The 22,700-nt window shown below is 72.4% G+C and carries 18 protein-coding genes; 12 read left to right on the top strand and 6 right to left on the bottom strand.

Annotated elements, in window-relative coordinates; all coding sequences use genetic code 11:
- Positions 1–11: 11 nt before the first annotated feature.
- Entirely contained in the window at positions 12–2,618 is a 2,607-nt protein-coding gene (locus AB0I06_RS01585; RefSeq protein WP_363116694.1) for a CHAT domain-containing protein, read from the bottom strand.
- 131 nt (positions 2,619–2,749) lie between these two features.
- On the opposite strand from AB0I06_RS01585, the gene AB0I06_RS01580 reads away from it, so the two are divergent.
- The 3 genes from AB0I06_RS01580 (at position 2,750) to AB0I06_RS01570 (ending at position 5,408) form a co-directional block, all read left to right on the top strand.
- Positions 2,750–4,180, top strand: a complete 1,431-nt coding sequence (locus AB0I06_RS01580; protein WP_363116693.1) for a S8/S53 family peptidase — start codon at positions 2,750–2,752, stop codon at positions 4,178–4,180.
- Positions 4,181–4,242: 62 nt separating this feature from the next.
- Positions 4,243–4,818: a sigma-70 family RNA polymerase sigma factor gene (locus AB0I06_RS01575; protein ID WP_283968698.1), complete on the top strand. Its 576-nt coding sequence runs from the start codon at positions 4,243–4,245 to the stop codon at positions 4,816–4,818.
- Positions 4,819–4,958: 140 nt separating this feature from the next.
- Positions 4,959–5,408: a hypothetical protein gene (locus tag AB0I06_RS01570; protein WP_363117014.1), complete on the top strand. Its 450-nt coding sequence runs from the start codon at positions 4,959–4,961 to the stop codon at positions 5,406–5,408.
- Here AB0I06_RS01570 and AB0I06_RS01565 read toward each other — a convergent pair.
- Positions 5,405–6,211: an N-formylglutamate amidohydrolase gene (locus AB0I06_RS01565; protein WP_363116692.1), complete on the bottom strand. Its 807-nt coding sequence runs from the start codon at positions 6,209–6,211 to the stop codon at positions 5,405–5,407. The two genes, AB0I06_RS01570 and AB0I06_RS01565, sit on opposite strands and share 4 nt — an antisense overlap.
- An 81-nt stretch (positions 6,212–6,292) precedes the next feature.
- On the opposite strand from AB0I06_RS01565, the gene AB0I06_RS01560 reads away from it, so the two are divergent.
- Complete coding sequence (locus AB0I06_RS01560; protein WP_363117013.1) at positions 6,293–6,634, top strand: DUF5713 family protein; 342 nt, start codon at positions 6,293–6,295, stop codon at positions 6,632–6,634.
- 140 nt (positions 6,635–6,774) lie between these two features.
- Here AB0I06_RS01560 and AB0I06_RS01555 read toward each other — a convergent pair whose 3' ends face one another.
- Entirely contained in the window at positions 6,775–8,994 is a 2,220-nt protein-coding gene (locus AB0I06_RS01555; RefSeq protein WP_363116691.1) for an NADP-dependent isocitrate dehydrogenase, read from the bottom strand.
- 187 nt (positions 8,995–9,181) lie between these two features.
- On the opposite strand from AB0I06_RS01555, the gene AB0I06_RS01550 reads away from it, so the two are divergent.
- On the top strand, positions 9,182–10,726 hold the full coding sequence (locus AB0I06_RS01550; RefSeq protein WP_363116690.1) for a M1 family metallopeptidase: 1,545 nt from the start codon (positions 9,182–9,184) through the stop codon (positions 10,724–10,726).
- A 35-nt stretch (positions 10,727–10,761) separates the two neighbouring features.
- On the opposite strand, the gene AB0I06_RS01545 is transcribed toward AB0I06_RS01550, so the two are convergent.
- Positions 10,762–11,859, bottom strand: coding sequence for a mechanosensitive ion channel family protein (locus tag AB0I06_RS01545; RefSeq protein ID WP_363116689.1), 1,098 nt, complete (start codon positions 11,857–11,859; stop codon positions 10,762–10,764).
- Positions 11,860–12,362: 503 nt separating this feature from the next.
- On the bottom strand, positions 12,363–13,262 hold the full coding sequence (locus tag AB0I06_RS01540) for a lysylphosphatidylglycerol synthase transmembrane domain-containing protein (protein WP_363117012.1): 900 nt from the start codon (positions 13,260–13,262) through the stop codon (positions 12,363–12,365).
- A 300-nt stretch (positions 13,263–13,562) separates the two neighbouring features.
- Between AB0I06_RS01540 and AB0I06_RS01535 the strand changes: the two genes are divergently transcribed.
- The 3 genes from AB0I06_RS01535 to AB0I06_RS01525 all read left to right on the top strand — a co-directional run bounded on the left by AB0I06_RS01535 (position 13,563) and on the right by AB0I06_RS01525 (position 17,010).
- On the top strand, positions 13,563–15,446 hold the full coding sequence (locus tag AB0I06_RS01535) for an ABC transporter ATP-binding protein (protein WP_363117011.1): 1,884 nt from the start codon (positions 13,563–13,565) through the stop codon (positions 15,444–15,446).
- 85 nt (positions 15,447–15,531) lie between these two features.
- A complete protein-coding gene (locus tag AB0I06_RS01530) occupies positions 15,532–16,020 on the top strand; it encodes a hypothetical protein (protein ID WP_363116688.1) in 489 nt (162 codons plus the stop codon).
- Between the two features lie 288 nt (positions 16,021–16,308).
- Positions 16,309–17,010 carry a response regulator gene (locus tag AB0I06_RS01525; RefSeq protein WP_363116687.1) on the top strand — a complete coding sequence of 234 codons (702 nt, stop codon included), beginning with the start codon at positions 16,309–16,311 and terminating at the stop codon, positions 17,008–17,010.
- A 7-nt stretch (positions 17,011–17,017) separates the two neighbouring features.
- Here AB0I06_RS01525 and AB0I06_RS01520 read toward each other — a convergent pair whose 3' ends face one another.
- A complete protein-coding gene (locus AB0I06_RS01520; protein WP_363116686.1) occupies positions 17,018–17,965 on the bottom strand; it encodes a formyltransferase family protein in 948 nt (315 codons plus the stop codon).
- A 249-nt stretch (positions 17,966–18,214) separates the two neighbouring features.
- Between AB0I06_RS01520 and AB0I06_RS01515 the strand changes: the two genes are divergently transcribed.
- Genes AB0I06_RS01515 through AB0I06_RS01500 form a run of 4 tightly spaced genes read left to right on the top strand, consistent with a single transcriptional unit; the run spans position 18,215 to position 22,641 of the window.
- Positions 18,215–19,573, top strand: coding sequence for a lysine N(6)-hydroxylase/L-ornithine N(5)-oxygenase family protein (locus tag AB0I06_RS01515; RefSeq protein ID WP_363116685.1), 1,359 nt, complete (start codon positions 18,215–18,217; stop codon positions 19,571–19,573).
- 51 nt (positions 19,574–19,624) lie between these two features.
- Complete coding sequence (locus AB0I06_RS01510; RefSeq protein WP_363116684.1) at positions 19,625–20,686, top strand: iron ABC transporter permease; 1,062 nt, start codon at positions 19,625–19,627, stop codon at positions 20,684–20,686.
- Complete coding sequence (locus tag AB0I06_RS01505; RefSeq protein ID WP_363116683.1) at positions 20,683–21,744, top strand: iron chelate uptake ABC transporter family permease subunit; 1,062 nt, start codon at positions 20,683–20,685, stop codon at positions 21,742–21,744. Before AB0I06_RS01510 ends, AB0I06_RS01505 begins: the two co-directional genes overlap by 4 nt.
- Positions 21,745–21,783: 39 nt before the next feature.
- Positions 21,784–22,641, top strand: coding sequence for an ABC transporter ATP-binding protein (locus AB0I06_RS01500; RefSeq protein WP_363116682.1), 858 nt, complete (start codon positions 21,784–21,786; stop codon positions 22,639–22,641).
- Positions 22,642–22,700: the final 59 nt, after the last annotated feature.

Raw genomic sequence — 22,700 nt, 5'->3', positions numbered from 1 at the left:
CAGGGGACGGGTCAGGCCGCCCCGAACGCCGAGAACGCCCAGCCCGTCGCCTGGTGCAGCGCGTCGCCCGGCAGCGCGGCCCGGGCGTCGCGCAGCGCCTCCGCCAGGGACAGGCCGGCGTCCAGGCCCTTGTGCAGCGCGAGCATCAGCGGCACCACCGCGGCGTCGTTGACGGGCGCGCTGCACGCTACCACCCCGGCCGTGCCGAGCGGCAGCAACGCCGTGACCAGGCCCAGCAGTTCGTCGGCGCCGACGGAGGCGAGCCGGGCGGTGTCGCAGCAGGACAGGATGATCCGGTACGGGCTGCGCTCCAGCCGCTCGAAGTCGTGCACGACGATCGGCCCGTCGGCCATCCGCAGGGAGGAGAACAACGGGCTGTCCGCACGGAACGTGCCGTGCGCGGCGATGTGTGCCAGCGCCGCCCCGTCCAGCTCCTCCAGCACCCGCGGCACCCGCGCCTCGTCGTCCTCCAGGACGGTGGCGCAGCCGTACCGGCCGGCCAGCTCGGGCACCTCGGCGCCTCCGGTGGCCAGCCCCGGGCCGCGCACCAGCACATGGCAGCCGTCAGGCGGCGGCGCCGTCTCCCGGGCCCGCAGCCAACTGCCCGCCGACGGCGACACACTGAGCACCCGCTCCCGCAGCGACGGCAGCAGCGCCCACGGCACCCGGTGCAGCCGCCCCGGCGGCACGATCACCACCGGCCCGCCCCCCAGGTGCGCCGCGGCCCGTCCGAGGAGCAGCTCCTCCAGCCGCCGTCCCGCCGCCTCCACCACCGGAAGCCGGGCATCCGCCCCCGGGTGGGCCAGCCGCCGCAGCCCCGCCTGCACGTGCTCGGCCTCCGTCTCGGCCTCGGCGAGCAGCCCCGCCTCGAACCGGCGCACCCGCCCCCGCCCGCACAGCAGCACCTGCACCCGCCCGTCCAGCACGGCGAGTTCCACCAGCAGCACCTCGTCACCCAGCCGCTGAAGCAGCCGGCCGACGTCGAACCGGTCACCGTCCCCGGGCGCCTCACCCCGTATGTGCAGCGTCCGGGAGCGGATCTGCCGCTCCAGGCGCCGCTGTTCACGCTCCAGCGCCAGAACCGGCCGGCCGTCCATCCGGGCTGCCTCCGCACGGGAGGCGATCTCCCGGAACGCGGTCATGCCGCTGAGCAGCTCCGGATCGGCGGGCGGCCGGGTCGGCGGGGTGGACAGCACGGTGGCCCGCCAGCGCTCGCTCCACACCAGCAACCGCCGCGGTCCGCCGGAGACCAGACTGGCCCGCTGCGCCAACGCCGCCAGCTCGGCGCCCTGTTCGGTGGCGCGGGCCCTCAGCTCCGAGGCACCCAGCGTCATCCGGTGGTCGTCCAGGACGTCCAGGCCACGCCGGCAGGCCTCCAGCACGCCCCGGGCCGAACCCGCGGCCCGCGCGCGCAGGGCCTGCGCCGCCCAGCCCGTCATCCGCGCCAGGGGCGGACCGCCGCGCCGGCTGCGCGCTGCCACGGCCAGGTGCCGCTCCGCCTCCGCCGTCCAGCCCAGGCCCAGCGCGATCCGGCCCGCGAGCAGCGCCGCCTCCGGCGCGGCCGGAGCACCGAACGACGCCAGCGTCCCGGCCACCGCGGCGGCGTCGGCGACCAGCCGCCCCGAGCCGCGCCCGGCCGCGTGCCGCGCCTCGATCAGCACCAGCCGGGCATGCGTCTCCCACCAGGTGCGCCGCTGCCCGGCGAACAGCCGTACCGCGAGCGCCGCGCGGGCGGTCGCCGTGTGCGGATCGCCCGCCAGCCGGGCGGCCCGCGCCGCGGCCAGCAGCAGCTCCGCCTTGCGGGTGGACTGCCCGCCGATCCCCTCCAGCCTGCCGATCGCCGCGTCCGCCTCGGCCAGCGCCTCGGGGGCGAGACCCGCCGCCATCAGCACCTCGCAGCGCCGGATGTTCAGCATGAACGTCGGCGTGCCGAGCCGGGCGTACCGCTCCTCCGCCTCGTCCAGCAGCCGCAGCGCCGCCGGCACGTCCCCGGACCGGAACGCGGCCAGACCCCGGCTCTCCACCGCGTCGGCCTTGTCGTGCTCCTGGCCGGTGGTGTCCCACAGCGCCTCGGCGGCGGTGAAGTCCGCCTCGGCCCGTTCCACCGCGCCCAGCGCCAGATGCACGGTGGCGCGCAGGGTCAGTGCCCGCGCCGTCCAGATCACGTCGTCCGCCTGCCGCAGCACGGGCACCGCCCGGCGCACGTCCTCCAGCGCCTCGCGGTGGTGACCGAGCACCCACCACACGTACGCCCGCCGGTACAGCACCCGGGCCCTGGTGTGCCCCGCGCCCCGCGCGACGCCCCGCTCGAACGCCGCCAGGCCCTCCCGGGTGCGGCCCGCGTGCACCAGCGCCACGCCCAGCGTGGCCAGCACGTCCGCCTCCCGGTCGGCCGAGTCCGCGCGCGCCGCGCACTCCCGGGCCCGCCGCAGATGGTGCAGCGCCAGCCGCAGATCGCCGAAGTCCCGCTGCCAGATGCCGATCACCTGGTGCGCGACGGAGGCCTCGATCGGGGACGGACCGGCGTCGAGCAGCGCCCGGGCCCTCGCGAGGGCCTCGCCCGGGTCGGCGAACACCATCGGCAGCAGTTCCGTCACCGAGTCGCTTCCCGCCGTCACGCCTCGGATGGTAGTGCTCCCGGAGCGCGCCCCACAGGTGCCGACCTGTATCAAGGGACCGCGCGGCGCCTCTTGTTGACGACCGCTCCGCGGCACCGGCCGACGCCGTCGCACCAACGGGAGGACCCGCCATGGCACCTCAGCGATTCCACGAGCAGTTCGAGCAGGTCCAGCGCTCGATGCCGGACGTCCCCCTCGCGATGGGTCCGGACGACTCGGCGGAGTTCATGTACGAGAAGGGCGTGGTCCTCGTCCGCGACGGTGAGGAGGCCCGGATCGTCGAGGACACGGTCCGGGCGCACTTCACGGCGGCACCCGACCTCGACCAGGAGCAGGTCCGCCGCGCGGGACCGCAGGCCAACCGCAGCGGCATCACCCGTATCCGCGTCGGCGACCCCGGCGAAGGGGGCAGGGACGCCGACCGGACGGTCGCGCACGCCCTGCGCTCGGTACGCGAGCACGAGTCCCGGGCCGGGCGCCGGATGGTCGCCCGCAACCACGTCGTGCACATCGCGGTCAACGCCTGCCCCGGCGACGAACCCGTCCCGGTTCCGCTCGGCGAGCCACCCAACCCGGCTGCCGCCGGCACGCCCCACGACCCGGACACCGCCGTCGGCGTCCTCGTCGTGGACACCGGCCTCATGCACGATTACCGCTCCTGCGGCCTGCTCGCCCACACCGACGGCGACGCCCAGCTCCAGGAGTGCGACGACCGGGGCATCCTCCAGCAGTACGTCGGACACGGCACGTTCATCGCCGGGCTGGTCGCCGCTGTCGCACCCAACACCGACATCACCGTGCGCGGCACCCTCAACGACGCCGGCGCCATCCTGGAATCGGAGTTCGGCGAGAAGCTCTTCGAGGCCGTCGACGCCGGCGGCTGGCCGGACGTCCTCAGCCTCTCCGCCGGCACCTCCAACGGCCGCACCGACGGACTGCTCGGCGTCGAGAACTTCATGCGGGAACTGCGCGAGCAGCGCACCCTGCTGGTCGCCGCCGCGGGCAACAACGCCGGCGCCTCGCCGTTCTGGCCCGCCGCCTACGCGGCTCTGCCCGGCTGGGAGGACTCCGTGCTGTCGGTCGGCGCCCTGCGCAGCGACGGCGAGCACGGCGCCTGCTTCACCAACCACGGGCCGTGGGTGAAGGTCTACGCCCCCGGCGAGCGCCTCACCAGCGCCCTCACCGGCTTCGACTCGCCCGTCCCGTACGTGTACCAGCACTCCACGTACGACGCCTGCCGCTACGGCTTCTCCTACGGCTGCACCTGCCGGCACCCCCGTCACAGCGGTGTGCTCAGCGACGACGGCGACGCGGCCAAGCCGGACCAGGTGATGTTCGAGGGGTACGCGCAGTGGAGCGGCACCTCCTTCGCCGCCCCGGTGACCGCCGGTCTGGTCGCCGCCCACATGACGGCGCACAAGGAGACCGATCCGCGCGCGGCCGGGCGTCAACTCCTCGACTCCGAGGCCGGGTTCGCCGAAGTGCGCGGCGCCCGCGTCCCGGCGCTGCGTCCGCCCACCTGGCGCCCGGTTCCGGTCGTGCGCCTCGGCCCCGGACTGTGAGGACCGGAGCCGCCCCCTCCACCGCGTACGATGACGTGCCGTACCGGAGGGGTGGGGCCGCTGTGGACCGTAGTGATGCCGGCGCGCTCGTCCAGGCAGCCGCCGACGGTGACGCGGCGGCCTGGAAGGCGCTCGTGGAAGGGCTGAGCCCCTTGGTGTGGTCGGTCGTCCGGGCCCATCGGCTCTCCGACGCCGACGCCCACGAGGTGTACCAGACGGCCTGGTTCCGCTTCGCCCAGCACCTCGGGCGGATCCGTGAGCCCGGCAAGGCGGGCGCGTGGCTGGCGAGCACCGCGCGCCACGAATGCCTCAAGGTCATCAGGAACTCCCAGCGGCTGACCCTGACGGACGACCCGCGACTCCTGGACCGGGTCAGCGAGGACGGCACGCCGGAACAGTCGCTGCTCGACTCGGAGGAGGCCGCCGCGCAGAGCGAACGCGTACGGCGGCTGTGGCAGGAGTTCGAGGAACTGGGCGAGCGGTGCAGGCAGTTGCTGCGTGTGCTGATGGCCACGCCGCCGCCCAGCTACCAGGACGTGTCCGCCGCGCTGGGGATCGCGGTGGGCAGCATCGGACCGCTGCGCCAGCGCTGTCTGCGGCGCCTGCGGGCCCGGCTCGAGGCACGGGGGGCGATGTGAGCGGCATGCACGACGACGGTCTGCACGACGACGGCCTGCACGACGACGGCCTGCACGACGGCGATCCGGGTGCCGACGGTCTGCACGACGACGGTGCGAGTGCCGATGGTCTGCACGACGGCGATTCGTCCGGCGAAGGGATGCCGGGGGACGAGGAGTTCGCCGCGGAGCTGCTGGAGGAGGAGTTGCGGCAGGCCGCCGCCGTCCTCGACCCGGTGCCGGCTGAGCTCCGGCAGATCGCCGTCGACGCCTACGCGCTGCGCGATCTCGACGCGCGCGTGGCAGAGCTGACCTTCGACTCGCTGGTCGACGCCCTCCCGGTCCGGGGCGCCGTCGACGTGCCCCGGATGTTGACCTTCCAGGCGGGCGAGGTGACCGTGGACGTGGAGGTGACCGCGCAGGGGCTGATGGGGCAGGTGCTGCCGCCGCAGCCGGTCCGGATCGAGATCCTCGGCGGGCCGCGGACCGGCTCCCCGCTCACATCCGACGACCTGGGCCGCTTCACGGGTGACGTGCCGGTGTCCGGCCCCTTCGCCCTCAGGCTGCTAACCGGCGGGGACGTGGTGGTGACGGAGTGGCTACGGGCCTAGGTATGCCGTCCGGGCAGGTCGGACGCGGCGTCGACCAGCCCGGCCAGTGCCCGGCCGAGCCGCTTCAGACCTGGCCCGGCGGGACCGCCCGGCTCGGTCATGTAGGTGTCCCGGCGGATCTCCACCATGAGGGCGCTCACCTCGGGCCGCGTCCCGTAGAACTCCAGCGGGACGTACGTCCCGCTGAACGGGGCGTCGAGCCGCGTCCGCCCGAAGGCCTCCCGGGCGGCGTCCACCAGCGCGGGAGGCGTGTGGAAGGGGTCCGTGCCCAGGCAGACCGGCGGCCGGGGCCCCTCCCCGTGCAGCTCGTAGGGCAGCCTCCGGCTCGGGTAGGAGTGCACGTCGATGATCACGGCCCGCCCGGTGGCCGCCAGCCGGTCCGCCACGGCCTGCGCCATCCCGCGCGCGTACGGTTCGAAGTACCGCTCGAGGAGCGGCGCGGCGTCGAAGTCCTCGGGCCGCAGCGCGGTGCCGTGCGTGGTCCGGGTGTAGACCGCCCCCATCCCGACGGCCAGCATCTCCTCGCGCTCGTCCGGGAACCGCTCCGGGTCGACGACCAGCCGCGAGAGCCCGTTGACGAACAGCCACGGCCTGGCCCCCGCCCACCCCGCCGCCGCCCGGGCGATCTCCGCCGTGTGCGCGTCGGTGATGTGGTCCAGCTCCCGCTCCAGCTCTACGTCGTCCAGCACGATCCCCGCCCGCACGGCGTGCGGTATCTCCCGGGCGGAGTGCGGCACATGGAGGATCACCGGCGACCGCCCGTCCCCGGGCAGCAGCGCGAAGGAGGAAGGGGCGTCGGTCACGAGGCGGCTCCGGGGGCGTTGTCAGTGGGGTGCGACACGATCAAGGTGCCACATCGCCGGACCGCCGAGACCGAGGACGTCATGCCGATCAGCAACGAGCAGGTGAGCACCCACCCGTTTCTCCGAGGTCTGTACGAGGACCCCTACTACCCCGATCAGGTGGTGGACCGCGGTCGCGCGATCCTGCTCGCCCTGTGCGAGCGCATCGAGTCGGAGCGGCCCACCGGCCTCGGCACGCTGTACGCGCTGACGCGGGCGGCCACGGAGGAGTTCAACGACCTGGAAGCCGCGTTCCATGCGGCCGGGAGCGAGATCGAGACGGTGGCCCGGGAGGAGATAGCCGCGGACTTCGCCTTCCTCGCGCGGGCGTACGGCTTCCCGGACGCGGACGTGGAGGAGCTGATCGCCACACGGGAATGGTGAAAGGCCCACGGGAGTGGTGAGAGCCGGGGGAGTGGCGAGGCCCGGGGCAGCGTCGAGGGCCCGGGGGCGTACATGGCTCCGCCCCGGCCGGGCGCGGTGCCGGCCGGGGCGGAGCCGAGGGGCCGATGCGGCCCGGAGCGTCAGCTCAGGGACGCCAGGGCCTCGTTCCACGTGGTGGACGGGCGCATGGCCTCCGCGGCCTTGGCCGGGTCGGGCTGGTAGTAGCCGCCGATGTCGACGGGCTTGCCCTGGGCGGAGATCAGCTCGTCGACGATCTTCTGCTCGTTCGCGGCGAGCGTCTCGGCCAGCGGGGCGAAGACCTTCGCCAGGTCGGCGTCCTCGGTCTGGCGCGCCAGCTCCTGGGCCCAGTACAGGGACAGGTAGAAGTGGCTGCCGCGGTTGTCGATGCCGCCGACGCGACGGGTCGGGGACTTGTCCTCGTTGAGGAAGGTCGCCGTGGCGCGGTCGAGGGTGTCGGCCAGGACCTGCGCGCGGGCGTTGCCCGTGACCTTCGCGAACTGCTCGAAGGAGGGAACCAGGGCGAAGAACTCACCCAGGGAGTCCCAGCGCAGGTAGTTCTCCTTGACCAGCTGCTGCACGTGCTTGGGAGCCGAGCCGCCCGCACCCGTCTCGAACAGGCCGCCGCCCGCCATCAGCGGGACGACCGACAGCATCTTGGCGCTGGTGCCCAGCTCCAGGATCGGGAACAGGTCGGTGAGGTAGTCGCGCAGCACGTTGCCGGTCACCGAGATCGTGTTCTCGCCGCGGCGGATGCGCTCCACCGACAGCTTCGTCGCCTCGACCGGGTTGAGGATCCGGATGTCCAGGCCCTCGGTGTCGTGCTCGGCGAGGTAGGTGTTGACCTTGGCGATCAGGTTGGCGTCGTGCGCGCGGGTCTCGTCCAGCCAGAACACGGCCGGGTCGCCGGTGGCGCGGGCGCGGGTGACGGCCAGCTTCACCCAGTCCCTGATCGGCGCGTCCTTGGTCTGGCAGGCGCGGAAGATGTCACCGGCCGAGACGCTCTGCTCGATGAGCGCGGTGCCGTTGCCGTCGACCAGGCGGACCGTGCCCGTGGTGGCGATCTCGAAGGTCTTGTCGTGGCTGCCGTACTCCTCGGCCTTCTGCGCCATCAGACCGACGTTCGGCACCGAGCCCATGGTGGACGGGTCGTAGGCGCCGTTGGCCCGGCAGTCGTCGATCACGGCCTGGTAGACACCCGCGTAGGAGGAGTCCGGCAGCACCGCGAGGGTGTCGTGCTCCTGGCCGTCGGGGCCCCACATGTGGCCGGAGGTGCGGATCATGGCCGGCATGGAGGCGTCGACGATGACGTCCGAGGGGACGTGCAGGTTCGTGATGCCCTTGTCGGAGTCGACCATGGCCAGCTCCGGGCCCTCGGCGAGCTCGGCGTCGAAGGAGGCCTTGATCTCGGCGCCCTCCGGCAGGGCCTCCAGGCCCTTGTAGATGCCGCCCAGACCGTCGTTCGGGGTGAGGCCGGCCGCGGCGAGCTTGTCGCCGTACTGCGCGAACGTCTTCGGGAAGAAGGCGCGCACCACGTGGCCGAAGACGATCGGGTCGGAGACCTTCATCATCGTGGCCTTCAGGTGCACGGAGAACAGCACGCCCTGGGCCTTCGCCTCGGCGACCTGCGCGGTCAGGAACTCGCGCAGCGCGGCGACGCGCATCACGGAGGCGTCGACGACCTCGCCGGCGGTGACCGGTACGGACTCGCGCAGCACGGTGGTGGTGCCGTCGTCGCCGACCAGCTCGATGCGCAGCGCGCCGTCCTCGGCGATCACGACGGACTTCTCGGTGGAGCGGAAGTCGTTCTGCCCCATGGTCGCCACGTTCGTCTTGGACTCGGGGGTCCAGGCGCCCATGCGGTGCGGGTGCGACTTGGCGTAGTTCTTGACCGAGGCGGGGGCGCGCCGGTCGGAGTTGCCCTCACGCAGGACCGGGTTCACGGCGGAACCCTTGATCTTGTCGTAGCGGGCGCGGATCTCGCGCTCCTCGTCGGTCTTCGGGTCGTCCGGGTAGTCCGGCAGCGCGTAGCCCTGGCCCTGCAGCTCGGCCACGGCGGCCTTGAGCTGGGGGATGGACGCCGAGATGTTCGGCAGCTTGATGATGTTGGCGGCGGGCGTCTTGGCCAGCTCACCGAGCTCGGCGAGGGCGTCCGGGATGCGCTGGTCCTCGGTCAGGTACTCCGGGAACACGGCGATGATGCGTCCGGCCAGCGAGATGTCGCGGGTCTCCACGGGGACACCCGCCTGCGACGCGTACGCCCGGACCACCGGCAGGAAGGAATACGTCGCCAGGGCGGGGGCCTCGTCAGTGTGCGTATAGATGATGGTCGAGTCAGTCACCGGGTGCTCCGCTCCACGTCTGCAACATTGCTCGACATCAAGATATCTCGTGACCGACCTCGTCTCGACAGGGGTCCGCGCCCAGTTTCGTGCAACCGATCGGGCCGTTCCCGAGTCCTGGAGAGAGATCACTCACTTCGAGCCACGGCCGGACCTGACCACCCGGCCGTCCGAGCGAAAGCTGACCATGAGATATCGCACCAGAGTGACGGCCCCGGCGGTCGCCCTCCTCGGCACGGCGGCGGCACTGACCACGGGGGTACCGGCCCAGGCGGCCACCAGGACCGGCGGCACCCCGGGCCCCGAGACCCTCGGTGACTCCGTCTACCCCGACCTCGGCAACGGCGGCTACCGCGTCGGGGCCTACCACCTCGACTTCGCGTACGACGCCACGACCAGGCTCGTCGAGGCCACCGCGACCCTGACCCTGCGCACCACCCAGGCCCTGAGCCGCTTCTCCCTGGACGCGCTCGGCCTGGACATTCGCTCGGTGAGCGTCGACGGGCGCGCGGCCGCCTTCGAGCAGGTGGCCGAGAAGCTGCGGATCACCCCCGACTGCCGGCTCCCGGCGAAGGCCCGGGTCACCGTGCGCGTGGCCTACGGCGCCGACCCGCGCCGGATCCCGCCGCCCGCCGGCGGCTGGGTGGCCACCCCGGACGGATTCGCGGTGTGCTGCCAGCCGAACCTGGCGCACACCGTCTTCCCCTGCAACGACCACCCCTCCGACAAGGCCGACTTCACCTTCCGCATCACCGTGCCCGCCGGACTGCGGGGCGTCGCGAGCGGCATGCTGGAGCGCACCGAACAGCTTTCCGGTGACCGCACCGCGTACACGTACCGTTCGCGCTCGCCGATCGCCACCGAGGTGGTGCAGATCACCGTCGGCGACTACGTGATCAAGGACCGGCAGGGTCCGCACGGCCTGCCGCTGCGCGACGTCGTCCCCGTGGCCCGGGCCGCCGCCCTGGAACCGGCCCTGGCGCTCACCCCGGCCCTCATCGCCTGGGTCGAGCAGCGGCTCGGCGCGTACCCCTTCGAGACGTACGGCCTGCTGCCCTGCAACAACGACGCCTCCAACGCCTTCGACTTCACCGGCCTGGAGACGCAGACCCTCACGCTCTACAAGCCGAACTACCTCCTCCAGGAGGAGAGCAAGATCGGCTCGCACATGATGCACGAGCTGGTCCACTCCTACTTCGGCAACAGCGTCAGCCCCGCCACCTGGGCCGACCTGTGGCTGAACGAGGGCCACGCCGACTTCTACGGGCTGCTGTACCGCTACGAGCGCGGCTGGGCCGACTCCAAGGGCCTGACCACCATGGAAGCCCGGATGAAGGACACCTACGCCATGGGCGACCAGTGGCGTCGCACCTCCGGGCCGGTCGCCGCGCCCACCGCGGCCAACCTGTTCGACAGCCAGCGCTACCTGGGCGGCGTCCTCGTCCTCTACGCGCTGCGCCAGCAGATCGGCGAGGCGGCCTTCAACGCCGTCGAGCGCGCCTTCCTCGAGCGCTACCGCGACTCCTCCGCCTCCACGGAGGACTACATCGCCGTCGCCTCGGAGGTCTCCGGCCAGGACCTCACCGGATTCCTGCGGGACTGGCTGTACGGCACGAAGACGCCGCGGATGCCGGGCCACCCCGACTGGACCGTGACGCCCGTCGCGCCGTCCCTCACGGCTCCGCGCGGCCGGAGGGACAGCGGGCACCACGACAACTCCGCGACGCTGTGACGCGGTGAGCGGTGACGCCGTGAGTCGGTGAGGTGCTAGTCGAGCCGGGCGGAGGCCACTTCGCCCGGCTCGATCGCGCCGGTGCGCTGCTGCGGGATGACCACAGCGCCCTGCTGGAGCGCCACCGTCCGGGCCGGGGCGGGGATGCGGATGCCCTCCAGGCGGTAGCGCTTGTGCAGGCGCTTGATGAACTCGTGCTTGATCCGGTACTGGTCGCTGAACTCGCCGACGCCCAGGATGACGGTGAAGCCGATGCGGGAGTCGCCGAAGGTGTGGAACCGGATGATCGGCTCGTGGTCCGCCACGGCGCCCTCGACCTCGGTCATCGTCTCGGCTATGACCTCGTTGGTCACCCGCTCCACGTGCTCCAGATCGCTGTCGTAGGCCACCCCGACCTGGACCAGGACCGTCAGCTGCTCCTCCGGGCGCATGAAGTTGGTCATGTTCGCCTTGGCGAGCTGGCCGTTGGGGATCACGACGAGGTTGTTCGACAGGTTGCGGATCGTCGTCTGCCGCCAGTTGATGTCCTCGACGTAGCCCTCCTCGCCGCTGCTGAGCCGGATGTAGTCACCGGGCTGGACGGTCTTGGAGGCGAGGATGTGGATGCCCGCGAAGAGGTTGGCGAGGGTGTCCTGCAACGCCAGCGCGACCGCGAGACCGCCGACACCCAGGGCGGTGAGCATCGGCGCTATGGAGATGCCCAGGGTCTGGAGCACCACCAGGAAGCCGATCGCCAGGACCAGGATCCGGGTGATGTTGACGAAGATCGTGGCCGATCCGGCGACCCCGGAGCGGGACTGCGTGACCGTGCGCACCAGCCCGGTGATCACCCGCGCCGCCGACACCGTCGCGACGAAGATGAGCAGCACGGTGAGGACCTGGTTGGTGGTGTGCTGCACCGCCCGCGTCAGCGGCAGCACCGCCGCCGCGCCCGCCACGCCGCCGACGACCGCCGCCCAGGGCACCACGGCCCGCAGTGCGTGCACGATGACGTCGTCGCCGGTCCAGCGGGTGCGGTCGGCGTGCCCGCCCAGCCAGCGCAGCAGGATGCGCAGCGCGAACGCCGCCAGCAGACCCGAGCCGAGGGCGATGCCGGCGAACAGCAGATCGTCCACGGTCAGTGCCCGGTTCACCGGTCGCCTCCGGGACGGTAGAGGGCGGCGGACGCCGCCACCGGCGGCCGGATGTGAAGTCTCGTCACGTCGTCACCTGCTCGTTTCCGGGATGTCCGTAGCGTGTCCGACCACCCTGACCCGCGGTCGGCACGATCGTTCATCCTGCCGCATCCCGCACGGGGTTCCGTACCGGAGATGGGGGTGGGCGCAGGGTGAGTTGCTGCACATGACACACCGTCACGACGGCCTCGCTCAGAGGTCGGTCGCCCCACCCGCTGCGTCCCACGCCGGGAGGCTGTGCGGGCGGCCGCCTCCACCGTCCTACGACCGCTCCTCCGAAGTCGTCCTGGCCCGGTAGCTCTCGACCAGGTCCTCCATGCCGGCCAGGCCGGCGTCCAGGCCGAGCTGCCGCAGCCAGTCGGCGGTGTGGTCCTTCGCCGGTGGCAGACACCACGTCCACCGCGATCCCGGTGGATCCGGCCCCGTCGAGGACGGAGCTTCGTGCAGACCTCCTCTTGCCGTCAGATCACCTTCAGTCGGACCAGCGCCGCCAGCGTCAGGGCGCCCGGCACCAGCGGCAGCCAGACGGTGATGACCCGGAAGGCCAGGGCCACGGCGGTGGCCACCGCGGCCGGGCCGCCCGCCGCCACCAGGGCCATGACCAGCGCCGCCTCCACCGAGCCGATCCCGCCCGGGGTGGGCACCAGGGCGACGGCGACCGTGGCCGCCAGGTAGGCCACCGCCATGTGGGCCACCGGAACGTCCAGTCCGAGCGCACGTCCCACCAGCACCAGTACGGATGCCTGAAGTGCCGGGAAGGCGAAGGACCCGCCCCACAGCGCCAGGGCCCGGGCCGGACGGGTGTGCACCGAACGCGCCTCACCGAGCGCCGTCCGCAGGAACGACACCAGGGCCGAGCGCAGCCTCCGGACGAGCACGAGCACGGCCGCCGCTGTCACGAGCACCACCGTGACGCCGGCCAGCAGCGGGCCGTACGCCGTCTGCGGCACCAGCGCGTCGAGGCGCAGCGCGTCGGGGAATGCGATCAGCAGGGCGCCCAGCAGCACCACCCGGCCGACGCTCTCGGCGAGCAGGTACAGACCGAGGGCGGCCGAGGAGCGGGCGAGCGGCAGCCCGCACACCGTCATGAACCGCAGGTTGACCGCGCTCGCGCCCAGCCCGGTCGGCAGCAGATGGTTGGCCGCGCCCGCCGCGAACTGCGTGGCCAGCAGCCGCCGTCGGGGCAGCCGCTCGACGACCGCGCCCTGCCGGGTGCAGGAGGCGGCGACCCAGGTCAGACAGGTCGCCCCGGCGGCGGCCACGAGCCAGGGCCACTCGGCGGTGCGCAGGTGCGCGAAGCCCTCGGCCAGCACGGACCGGTGCCGCACCGCGACCACGGTGACCAGCAGGAGCGGGAGCAGACACAGGATCTGCCGCAGGCGGCGGACCGGGACGCGACGGGGGAGTCGTCCCGGGCGGAGTTCGGGGAGTTGGACCGCTGTCACATCGGAAGAGGCTGTCCAGGCCGTGCCAACTGCGGGTTGCGGGAGCGGGGACTGGGGATTGCGCGCCGGGAGCGGCTGTGTGGGGAGCGTCATCGGGGCCTTTGCGCGAAGGGACGGGGAAGAGGGGGATCGGGCCGATTGTGCGGGATGTCGGGGTGAAAGTGCCATCTCCTTGACCTCAACATTGCTTGAGGTTCTACGGTCTCTCCCATGAGCATGGAGACCACAGCGTGGACACAGCTGCACAGCGTCATCAACGCCGAACAAGAGCGCCGCCCCTTCGCCCTGGCGACCCTGCGGCGCATCGGCGCGTTCGCCCGCCCGCACCGGCGCCGCATCGCCCTCTTCGTCCTGCTCGGCGTGGGCAGCGCCCTGCTCGCCGTGGCGACGCCCGTCCTGGCCGGGTGGGTCGTGGACACGATCGTCTCGGGCGGCGACGAGGGCAGGGTCGTACGCCTGGCCCTGCTCATCGCGCTGATCGCGGTGGCGGAGGCGGCGCTGGGCATCCTCGGCCGGAGGCTGTCGGCGACACTCGGGGAACACCTCATCCTCGATCTGCGGACCGCCGTCTTCGACCATGTGCAGCGCATGCCGGTCGCGTTCTTCACACGCACTCGTACGGGCGCCCTCGTCTCCCGGCTCAACAACGACGTCATCGGCGCCCAGCGCGCCTTCAGCAACACCCTCTCCGGCGTGGTCAGCAACCTCGTCACCCTGCTGCTCACCCTGGCGGTGATGCTCACGCTGTCCTGGCAGATCACCCTGCTCGCGCTGGTGCTGCTGCCGGTGTTCGTGATCCCGGCCCGGCGCATGGGCAGCCGGATGGCCCGGATGCAGCGGGAGGCGGCGACCCTGAACGCGGCGATGGGTACCCGTATGACCGAGCGCTTCTCCGCCCCCGGCGCCACCCTGGTCAAGCTCTTCGGCCGGCCGGAGGAGGAGTCGCGGGAGTTCGCCGAACGGGCCCGCCGGGTCGCGGACATCGGGATCCGCACGGCCACCGCCCAGGCCGCCTTCATCACCGCCCTCACGCTGGTCTCCGCCCTCGCCCTGGCCCTGGTCTACGGCCTCGGCGGCTGGTTCGCCCTGCGCGGCACCCTGGAACCGGGCGCCGTCGTCTCCCTCGCGCTGCTCCTGACCCGGCTCTACGCGCCGCTGACGGCGCTCGCGGGGGCGCGCGTCGAGGTGATGAGCGCCCTGGTGAGTTTCGAGCGGGTCTTCGAGGTGCTCGACCTCCGGCCGCTCATCGAGGAGAAGCCGGACGCGCGCCCGGTGCCCGACGGGCCCGTGGCCGTCGAGTTCGACGACGTCCGCTTCGGCTACCCCGCCGCCGACAAGGTCTCCCTGGCCTCCCTGGAGGAGGTCGCGTCCCTGGACGGACGCGGCGGCGACGAGGTCCTGCACGGCCTGTCCTTCCGCGCCGAACCCGGCCAGACCGTGGCGCTCGTCGGCTCCTCCGGCGCGGGCAAGTCCACCATCGCGCAGCTGATGCCGCGCCTGTACGACACCGACGAGGGCACCGTACGCATCGGGGGCGTCGACGTCCGCGACCTCACCGCCACGTCCCTGCGGGAGACCCTGGGCATGGTCACCCAGGACGGCCACCTCTTCCACGACACCGTCCGCGCCAACCTCTCGCTCGCCCGCCCCGAGGCCACGGAGGGCGAACTGTGGGACGCCCTGCGCCGGGCTCGTCTCGACGACCTCGTGCGGTCCCTGCCCGACGGCCTCGACACGGTGGTCGGTGAACGCGGCTACCGCCTCTCCGGCGGCGAACGGCAGCGCATGACCATCGCCCGGCTGCTGCTGGCCCGCCAGCGCGTCGTCATCCTCGACGAGGCGACCGCCCACCTCGACAACACCTCCGAGGCCGCCGTCCAGGAAGCCCTCACCGAAGCCCTCGAGGGCCGCACGGCCGTCGTGATCGCCCACCGCCTGTCCACCGTCCGCGCGGCCGACCAGATCCTGGTCGTCGAGGCCGGCCGGATCGTGGAACGGGGCACGCACGAGGAACTCCTGGCGGCCGGGCGGCGCTACGCGGAGCTGTACCGCACCCAGTTCGGCGGGCCGCGGGCGACGGAGGTGGAGGAGGCCGCCTAGAGCGGTGAACACCTGCCCGGACCCGTCCGTACTCCCGTCGAGTACTCCTGCCGACAGGCCGAAAGACCGCACCCGGAGAGGCGACGTGTTCCAGCAGCGACCGCACGTACGATCCACCCCCCGGACCCCGTGCCGCACCCGGCGCCGCACCGCCGCAGCGGCCGGGGTCCTGGCCGTGCTTGTCCTCGTCACGGCCTGCGGTGGCGACGACGGCCGTGGGGCGGAGGCGACGCCGAGCGGGTCCGCCGCTCCCGCCGCCGGGGTGGTCGCGCCGGCCAAGGTGGAGGTCATCGCCGGTCTGACCGGCTGCAAGGTGAAGATCCGCACCGAGGCGGACGAGCTGCGCGAGGGCGTGTGCCACACCCGGCAGGGTGACTACCTCATCACCACCTTCCCGCAGGAGCGGCTCAAGGAGACCTGGCTGGAATCCGCCCGCGTGTACGGGGGTACCTACCTGGTCGGCATGCGCTGGGTGGTCAGCGCCAAGCCCGGGGTGCTGGAGGCGCTGCGCGCGAAGCTCGGCGGGACCGTCCGGAAGCTGAGCGGCGTGGGGCCGCGCGCGAACGCTTCCTGACCTTCCCGCGTTCCTGGCCTCCTCCCGCCACCTCCCTTTCGGTTTCCGCTGGTGGAGGTCATCATGGTGCGACTCGGGACATGAGCGGTCCGCCGCGGCGGCCTCGGCGCGGGGTGGATCGTCGGCTCCACCGACCCCACGGTCGTCGGCGAGCGGTTGCGCCGGGGCCCGGGCACCGGCCAAGGGCGCGCCCGGTCCGGGCAGTTCACCGAGCGTGGCATCGGACCGGCCCTGACCACGCTGGTCTGCGAACGGCCTCACCGGCACGGTGGCGGAAGGAGCGGCCTCATGACCGCGGCGAGCGGCAAGCCGGGCACGATCGACGTCCTGGTCGTCGACGACGACTTCATGGTGGCCCGGGTGCACCGCGCGTTCGTCGCACGCGTCGAGCCCTTCCGTGTCGTGGGCGTGGCCCACACCGGCGGTCAGGCCATCGCGGCGGTGGACGAGCTGCGACCCGATCTCGTCCTGCTCGACCTGTACCTGCCCGACCTGTTCGGACTCGACGTCATCCCGCGGCTGCGCACGGCCGGCCACGACTGCGACGTCATGGTCATCAGCGCCGCGCAGGAGGCCGGCACCGTACGCGGGGCCGTCCGCCGCGGCGTGGTCGACTACCTCCTCAAACCCTTCGGGTTCGAGGATCTGCGCCTCCGTCTGGAGCGCTACGCGGCGCAGCGGGGCCGGCTGCTCACGACGGTGGTCCGGGGCCAGGCGGACGTGGACCGCGTCCTGGCCGGCGCCTTCGCCCCCGCGCCGGCCCCCACCCTGCCCAAGGGCATGAGCGTGGAGACCGCCGCACTGGTCGAACGGGCCCTGCGGGAGGCCGACGGCACCCTGTCCGCCACCGAGTGCGCCGCCGTGACCGGACTGTCCCGGGTGAGCGCCCGCCGCTACCTGGAGTACTTCCACGGCACGGGCGACGTGGAGGTGTCCCTGCGCTACGGCGCCACCGGCCGGCCCGAACGCCGTTATGGCCGACGGTCCTGAGGGTGTGTCAGGGCCGGCCGGTGAGGTAGCCGCCCATGGAGGTGAAGTACTCGGTGGCGGGGAGCTCCCGGCCGTCCTCGGTGCGTACGCGGGTGATGGCAAGCCCGTGGTTGCGACCGGTGCGGGCGTCGGCGCCGGCGACGATCACCACGCCGTCGCCCTCGCGGTAGAAGACGCGGCCGGGCGTGCCGCCGTAGCGGCCCTCGGACACGAACGAGGCCAGGACGTCGAGCCGCTTGCCCTTGTGGAAGGTGTAGGCGCTGGGGTACGGCTCCGACTGGGCGCGCACCAGGCGCTCCAGGTCCTCGGCCGGCCAGTTCCAGTCGATGCGGCTGTCCTCGTCGGCCCGCTTGTGGAAGAAGGAGGCCTGGGAGCGGTCCTGCCGGGTGAACTCGGTCTGCCCGGACGCGATCAGGCCGAGCGCGCCGATGGTGACGGGGGCGATGAGGTCGACGGTCTTGTGGAAGAGGTCGGTCGCGGTGTCCCGCGGGCCGACCGGCACCGCTTCCTGCCGGACGATGTCACCGGCGTCGAGCTCGTCGTTCATCATGTGCGCCGTGACGCCCACTTCGGGCTCGCCGTTGATGAGCGCCCAGATCAGGGGGGAGAAGCCGGCGTACTTGGGCAGCAGTGAGTCGTGCACGTTCAGCGTGCCGTGACGCGGCAGGCCGAAGATGCGCGGGGGGATCCACGTACGCCAGTTGTTGGCCACGATGATGTCCGGGTCGGCCGCCTTGAGCCGCTCGAACAGCTCCTCGTCGTCGGGCCGGTTGCGGATCAGCACCGGGACGCCGTGCTCCTCGGCGAGGTCGGCGACGGAGTCGCTCCAGATCTTCTCGTAGGCGTGCTCGCTCTTGGGGTGGGTCACGACCAGCACCACGTCGTGCTCGGACTCCAGGAGGGCTTGCAGGGTGCGGTGCCCCCAGGTCTGGTAACCGAACATGACGACCCGCATGGGGTTCCTCCTCAGAGCAAGGTGTTGGCCGAGGCAAGTAAAGCAAGGCTTACCTTAGTCCGCAACGGGTGTAAGTAATCGGCGAGTTGGAGCATCTGCCCCGCGGCGGGAGTCCGTTTTGCCCTGTCGACACCACCACCGGTTTAGCTTAGGCTCACCTAAGTTCCTTGGCGTGTCGCTCCGTTGGGCATGCCCGACTCTCCTTCCCTCCACACCTGATACGCGGCTGCCCCGCACGATGGGAGTGACATGTCGCAGGTTCTCCCCGGTGACACAGCACCGGTCCACGATCTGATCGGTATCGGCTTCGGGCCGTCCAATGTGGCCATGGCCATCGCGCTCCGCGAGCACAACACCCGCGCCGGCGGGCAGGAGGCGGTCACCGCTCACTTCTTCGAGCAGCAGCCCCGCTTCGGCTGGCACCGCGGCATGCTCATCGACGACGCCACCATGCAGGTCTCCTTCCTCAAGGACCTGGTGACGCTGCGGAACCCGGCCAGTCCCTACAGCTTCCTGTGCTACCTGCAGAGCAAGGGCCGGCTGATCGACTTCATCAACCACAAGAACCTGTTCCCGCTGCGCGTGGAGTTCCACGACTACTTCGAGTGGGCCGCGGCGCAGGTCGACGACATGGTCTCCTACGGCCACGAGGTGGTCGGCGTCGCGCCCGTCACCCGGGACGGCGTCGTGGACCACCTGGAGGTGACCGTCCGATCGGGCGGCGGCCTCGAGGTCCACCGAGCCCGCAATCTCGTCGTCGGCACCGGCCTGCGCCCGCTGATGCCGGAGGGTGTGGAGCGCGGCGAACGCGTCTGGCACAACTCCGAACTGCTCGCCAGGGTCGACGAGTTGGAGGGCACCTCGCCCTCCAGGTTCGTCGTCGTGGGCGCCGGCCAGAGCGCCGCCGAAAACGTCGCCTACCTGCACCGCCGCTTCCCCGGGGCCGAGGTCTGCGCGGTCTTCTCCCGCTACGGGTACAGCCCCGCCGACGACAGCGGCTTCGCCAACCGGATCTTCGACCCGCAGGCGGTCGACGAGTATTTCGCCGCGCCCGAGGACGTCAAGCGCCGGCTGATGGACTACCACGGCAACACCAACTACTCCGTGGTGGACATCGACCTGATCGACGACCTCTACCGGCAGTCGTACCAGGAGAAGGTCCTCGGCACCGAGCGCCTGCGGTTCCTCAACGTCTCCCGGCTGACCGGCGTCAAGGAGGCCCCGTCCGGCGTCCGGGTCACCGTGACGTCCCTCGTCACCGGCGAGGACACCGACCTGGACGCGGACGTCGTGGTCCTGGCCACCGGCTACAGCCCCGCCGACCCCACCGGCCTGCTCGGCGAGGTCGCCGACCGCTGCCTGCGCGACGACGAGGGCCGGGTCCGTGTCGAACGCGACTGGCGCATCGCGACCGACCCCGCCCTGCGCTGCGGCATCTACCTCCAGGGCGGCACCGAGCACACGCACGGCATCACCTCGTCCCTGCTCTCCAACACCGCCGTCAGGGTGGGCGAGATCCTCGACTCGCTCCTCGGCCGCGCGGCCACCGGGTCCGCCACGGACCGGGCGCGGACCCTCACCGACGGCACGGGCAGTGCGGCCCGTTAGCGGGGCACCTTCCTCAACTCGCCGACAGCGCAAGGGATAACGTACGTCGACATGGGCACGACTGCCGCAGTGGAGCGCCCCGCGCCCGGGGGCTCGACGCAGACCCGTCGGCGACGGGTGGCGGGTCTGGGCATCCTTCTGGCGGTGCTCGTGATCACCTCGGTCCTGTCGCTGGCCGTGGGCGCCCGCGCCCTGAGCCCCGCCGAGGTGTGGCACGCGCTGACCGTCACCCCGGACGCGGACCGGCGACTCACGGAGATCAGACTCATCGTCGAGACCGTCCGCGTGCCCCGTACGGCCCTCGGGATCGTGGCGGGTCTGGCGCTCGGCGTCGGCGGGGCACTCATCCAGGGGTTCACCCGCAACCCGATCGCCGACACCGGCCTGCTGGGCGTGAACTCGGGAGCCTCGTTCGCGGTGGTGGTGGCCATCGCCGTGTTCGGCCTCGGCGACCCGTTCCAGTACGTGTGGTTCGCCTTCGCCGGGGCGGCCGCGGCCGGTGTCGTGGTGTTCGGCCTCGCCGGCATCGGGCGAGGGGCCGGCAATCCGCTGACGCTCGCCCTGGCCGGGCAGGGCGTCACCGTGTTCCTCGCCGCGATGACCACCGCCGTCGCGCTGTCGGACCAGGCGGCGCTGAACGCCCTGCGGTTCTGGAACGCCGGCTCCCTCGCCGGAGTCGGATTCGACGTCATCCGCCCGGTGACCGCGTTCGTCGGCGTCGGACTCGTGCTGGCCCTGACCACGCTGCCCTCCCTCAACCTGCTCAACCTGGGTGACGACGTGGCCCGGGGACTGGGCGTGAACATCGCGCTCAGCCGGAGCGTCGGCATCACCGCCATCACCCTGCTGGCGGGCGCGGCGACGGCCGCGTGCGGGCCCATCGCCTTCCTCGGCCTGATGGTGGCCCACGTCGCCCGGTACCTCACCGGGCCCGACTACCGCTGGCTGGTGCCGTACGCGGGTCTGCTCGGTGCGGTGATCCTGCTGCTCTGCGACATCGCCGGCCGACTGGTGGTGCGGCCGGGCGAGTTGGACGCCGGTGTCCTCGTGGCGCTCCTCGGCGCCCCCTTCTTCGCGGTGCTCGTGTGGCGCGGAAAGTTCAGGAGCGCATGAACGCGACCGATGTGAAGCCGTCGCTGCCGCCGGGGGTGCGGCTGGGCCGGGTGTCGTTCGTCTGGCGGCCCTGGATCGTGTGCGTCACGCTGCTGCTGGCCGCGGCGACCTTCCTGGTGTTCTGCGGGTCCATCGCCGTCGGCGACTTCCCCGTGGGGCTGACGCGGGTGATCGCCACCCTCCTCGGACGGGGCGAGCGGGTCGACGAGTTCGTCATCATGGACCTGCGGATGCCGCGCGCCCTGGCCGGGCTCGTCGTGGGCGTCGCGCTCGGGGTGTCCGGGGCGATCACGCAGTCCGTCGCGCGCAATCCCCTGGCCAGCCCGGACGTACTCGGCATCACCTCGGGCGCCGGCACGGTCGCGGTCTTCCTGGTGACGGTCTCGGGCGGGGCCGCCACGGCGATCACCGACTCCGTGGGCCTGTCGGCGGCCGCGCTCGCGGGCGGGCTCGGCACGGGCCTGCTGGTGTACTTCCTGGCGTGGCGGCGCGGGGTCGACGGCTTCCGGCTCATCCTCATCGGCATCTCCGTGAGCGCCGTGATGGAGGCGATCACGACCTGGCTGCTCGTCACGGCCGACATCAGGGACGTGGCCCGGGCCCAGGCGTGGCTGGTCGGCTCGCTGGAGGGCCGCGCGTGGGAGGAGGTCCGTACCGCCCTGTGGTGCGGGCTCGTCCTCCTGGCCGTCGTGTCCTGCGTCGCCTTCCAGTTCAAGCCGATGCACTTCGGCGACGAGGTCGCCGCGGGGCTGGGCGTCCGGTACGCCCGGGTGCGGGCCGTCCTGCTGCTGTGCGCCGTGCTGCTGGCCGGTGTGGCGGTGAGCGCGGCGGGCCCGGTTCCGTTCGTGGCGCTGGTGGCGCCCCAGGCGGCGATGCGTCTGGCGCGTTGCCCCACACCGCCGATGGCGGCTTCGGGCCTGGTGGGCGCCCTGCTTCTGATCGGCTCGGACCTCGTGGCGCGCACGGCGCTGCCGGTCTCGCTCCCGGTCGGCGTGGTCACCGCCGCGATCGGCGGGCCCTTCCTCGTCTACCTGCTGGTGCGGGCGAACCTCCGGTAGAGGTACAAGAGTCAGGTGAACCTAAGCAAGGGGGGACCCGTGGTCGCACAGTCCGTCACCGAGGCCGCGGTCGGCGGCGCCGCGCGGCTGGCCGCCCGAGGCGTCACGGTCGGCTACGGCGGCCGGGTCGTCATCGACGAGCTCGACGTGTCGATACCGCCGGGCGTGATCACCACGATCATCGGCCCCAACGGCTGCGGTAAATCGACCCTGTTGCGGACGCTGTCGCGGCTGCTGAAGCCGGCCAGGGGCACGGTCGTCCTGGACGGCGAGGACATCGGCGGGCTCAGGACCCGGGACGTGGCGAGGAAACTCGGCCTGCTCCCGCAGGCGCCGGTCGCGCCGGACGGACTGACCGTGGCGGACCTGGTCGCCCGGGGCCGTCATCCGCACCAGAGCTGGCTGCGGCAGTGGTCGTCCGACGACGCCGACGTGGTGGCACGCGCCCTGGCCATGACGGGGGTGTCCGACCTGGCCGACCGCCCCGTCGACGCACTGTCCGGCGGGCAGCGCCAGCGCGTGTGGATCTCGATGGCGCTGGCCCAGGGCACCGATCTGCTGCTGCTGGACGAGCCGACGACCTATCTGGACCTGGCGCACGCGATCGACGTCCTCGATCTGGTGGACGACCTGCATGAGGCGGGCCGCACCGTCGTCATGGTGCTGCACGACCTGAACCTGGCCATCCGCTACAGCGACAACCTCGTGGTGATGCGGGAGGGCGCGATCCTCGCGCAGGGGCATCCGCGGGACGTCGTCAGCGCCGAACTGCTGCACGAGGCCTTCGGGTTGCGCGCCCAGGTGATCGAGGACCCGGTCGGCGACCGGCCGCTCGTCGTGCCGATCGGGCGCACCCACGTGCGGTCGCGGCACCTCCCGGCAGACCGGTCTGAGTAAGGCTAGGCTTACCTCATTAAGTCGCGGTAAGGTTTGGCTGCCCTTAGGCGAGGGTGCAG

The organism is Streptomyces sp. NPDC050674 (assembly GCF_040654575.1).
Taxonomy (GTDB): domain Bacteria; phylum Actinomycetota; class Actinomycetes; order Streptomycetales; family Streptomycetaceae; genus Streptomyces.
This window is presented reverse-complemented; position numbering and strand designations above follow the sequence as displayed.

Bases quoted from the DNA above. Each gene is read 5' to 3' on its own strand.
- AB0I06_RS01580 (WP_363116693.1), top strand. From the start codon at position 2,750: ATGGCACCTCAGCGATTCCACGAGCAGTTCGAGCAGGTCCAGCGCTCG.
- AB0I06_RS01570 (WP_363117014.1), top strand. From the start codon at position 4,959: ATGCCGGGGGACGAGGAGTTCGCCGCGGAGCTGCTGGAGGAGGAGTTG.
- AB0I06_RS01560 (WP_363117013.1), top strand. From the start codon at position 6,293: ATGCCGATCAGCAACGAGCAGGTGAGCACCCACCCGTTTCTCCGAGGT.
- AB0I06_RS01550 (WP_363116690.1), top strand. From the start codon at position 9,182: ATGAGATATCGCACCAGAGTGACGGCCCCGGCGGTCGCCCTCCTCGGC.
- AB0I06_RS01535 (WP_363117011.1), top strand. From the start codon at position 13,563: ATGGAGACCACAGCGTGGACACAGCTGCACAGCGTCATCAACGCCGAA.
- AB0I06_RS01525 (WP_363116687.1), top strand. From the start codon at position 16,309: ATGACCGCGGCGAGCGGCAAGCCGGGCACGATCGACGTCCTGGTCGTC.
- AB0I06_RS01520 (WP_363116686.1), bottom strand. From the start codon at position 17,965: ATGCGGGTCGTCATGTTCGGTTACCAGACCTGGGGGCACCGCACCCTG.
- AB0I06_RS01515 (WP_363116685.1), top strand. From the start codon at position 18,215: ATGTCGCAGGTTCTCCCCGGTGACACAGCACCGGTCCACGATCTGATC.
- AB0I06_RS01510 (WP_363116684.1), top strand. From the start codon at position 19,625: ATGGGCACGACTGCCGCAGTGGAGCGCCCCGCGCCCGGGGGCTCGACG.
- AB0I06_RS01505 (WP_363116683.1), top strand. From the start codon at position 20,683: ATGAACGCGACCGATGTGAAGCCGTCGCTGCCGCCGGGGGTGCGGCTG.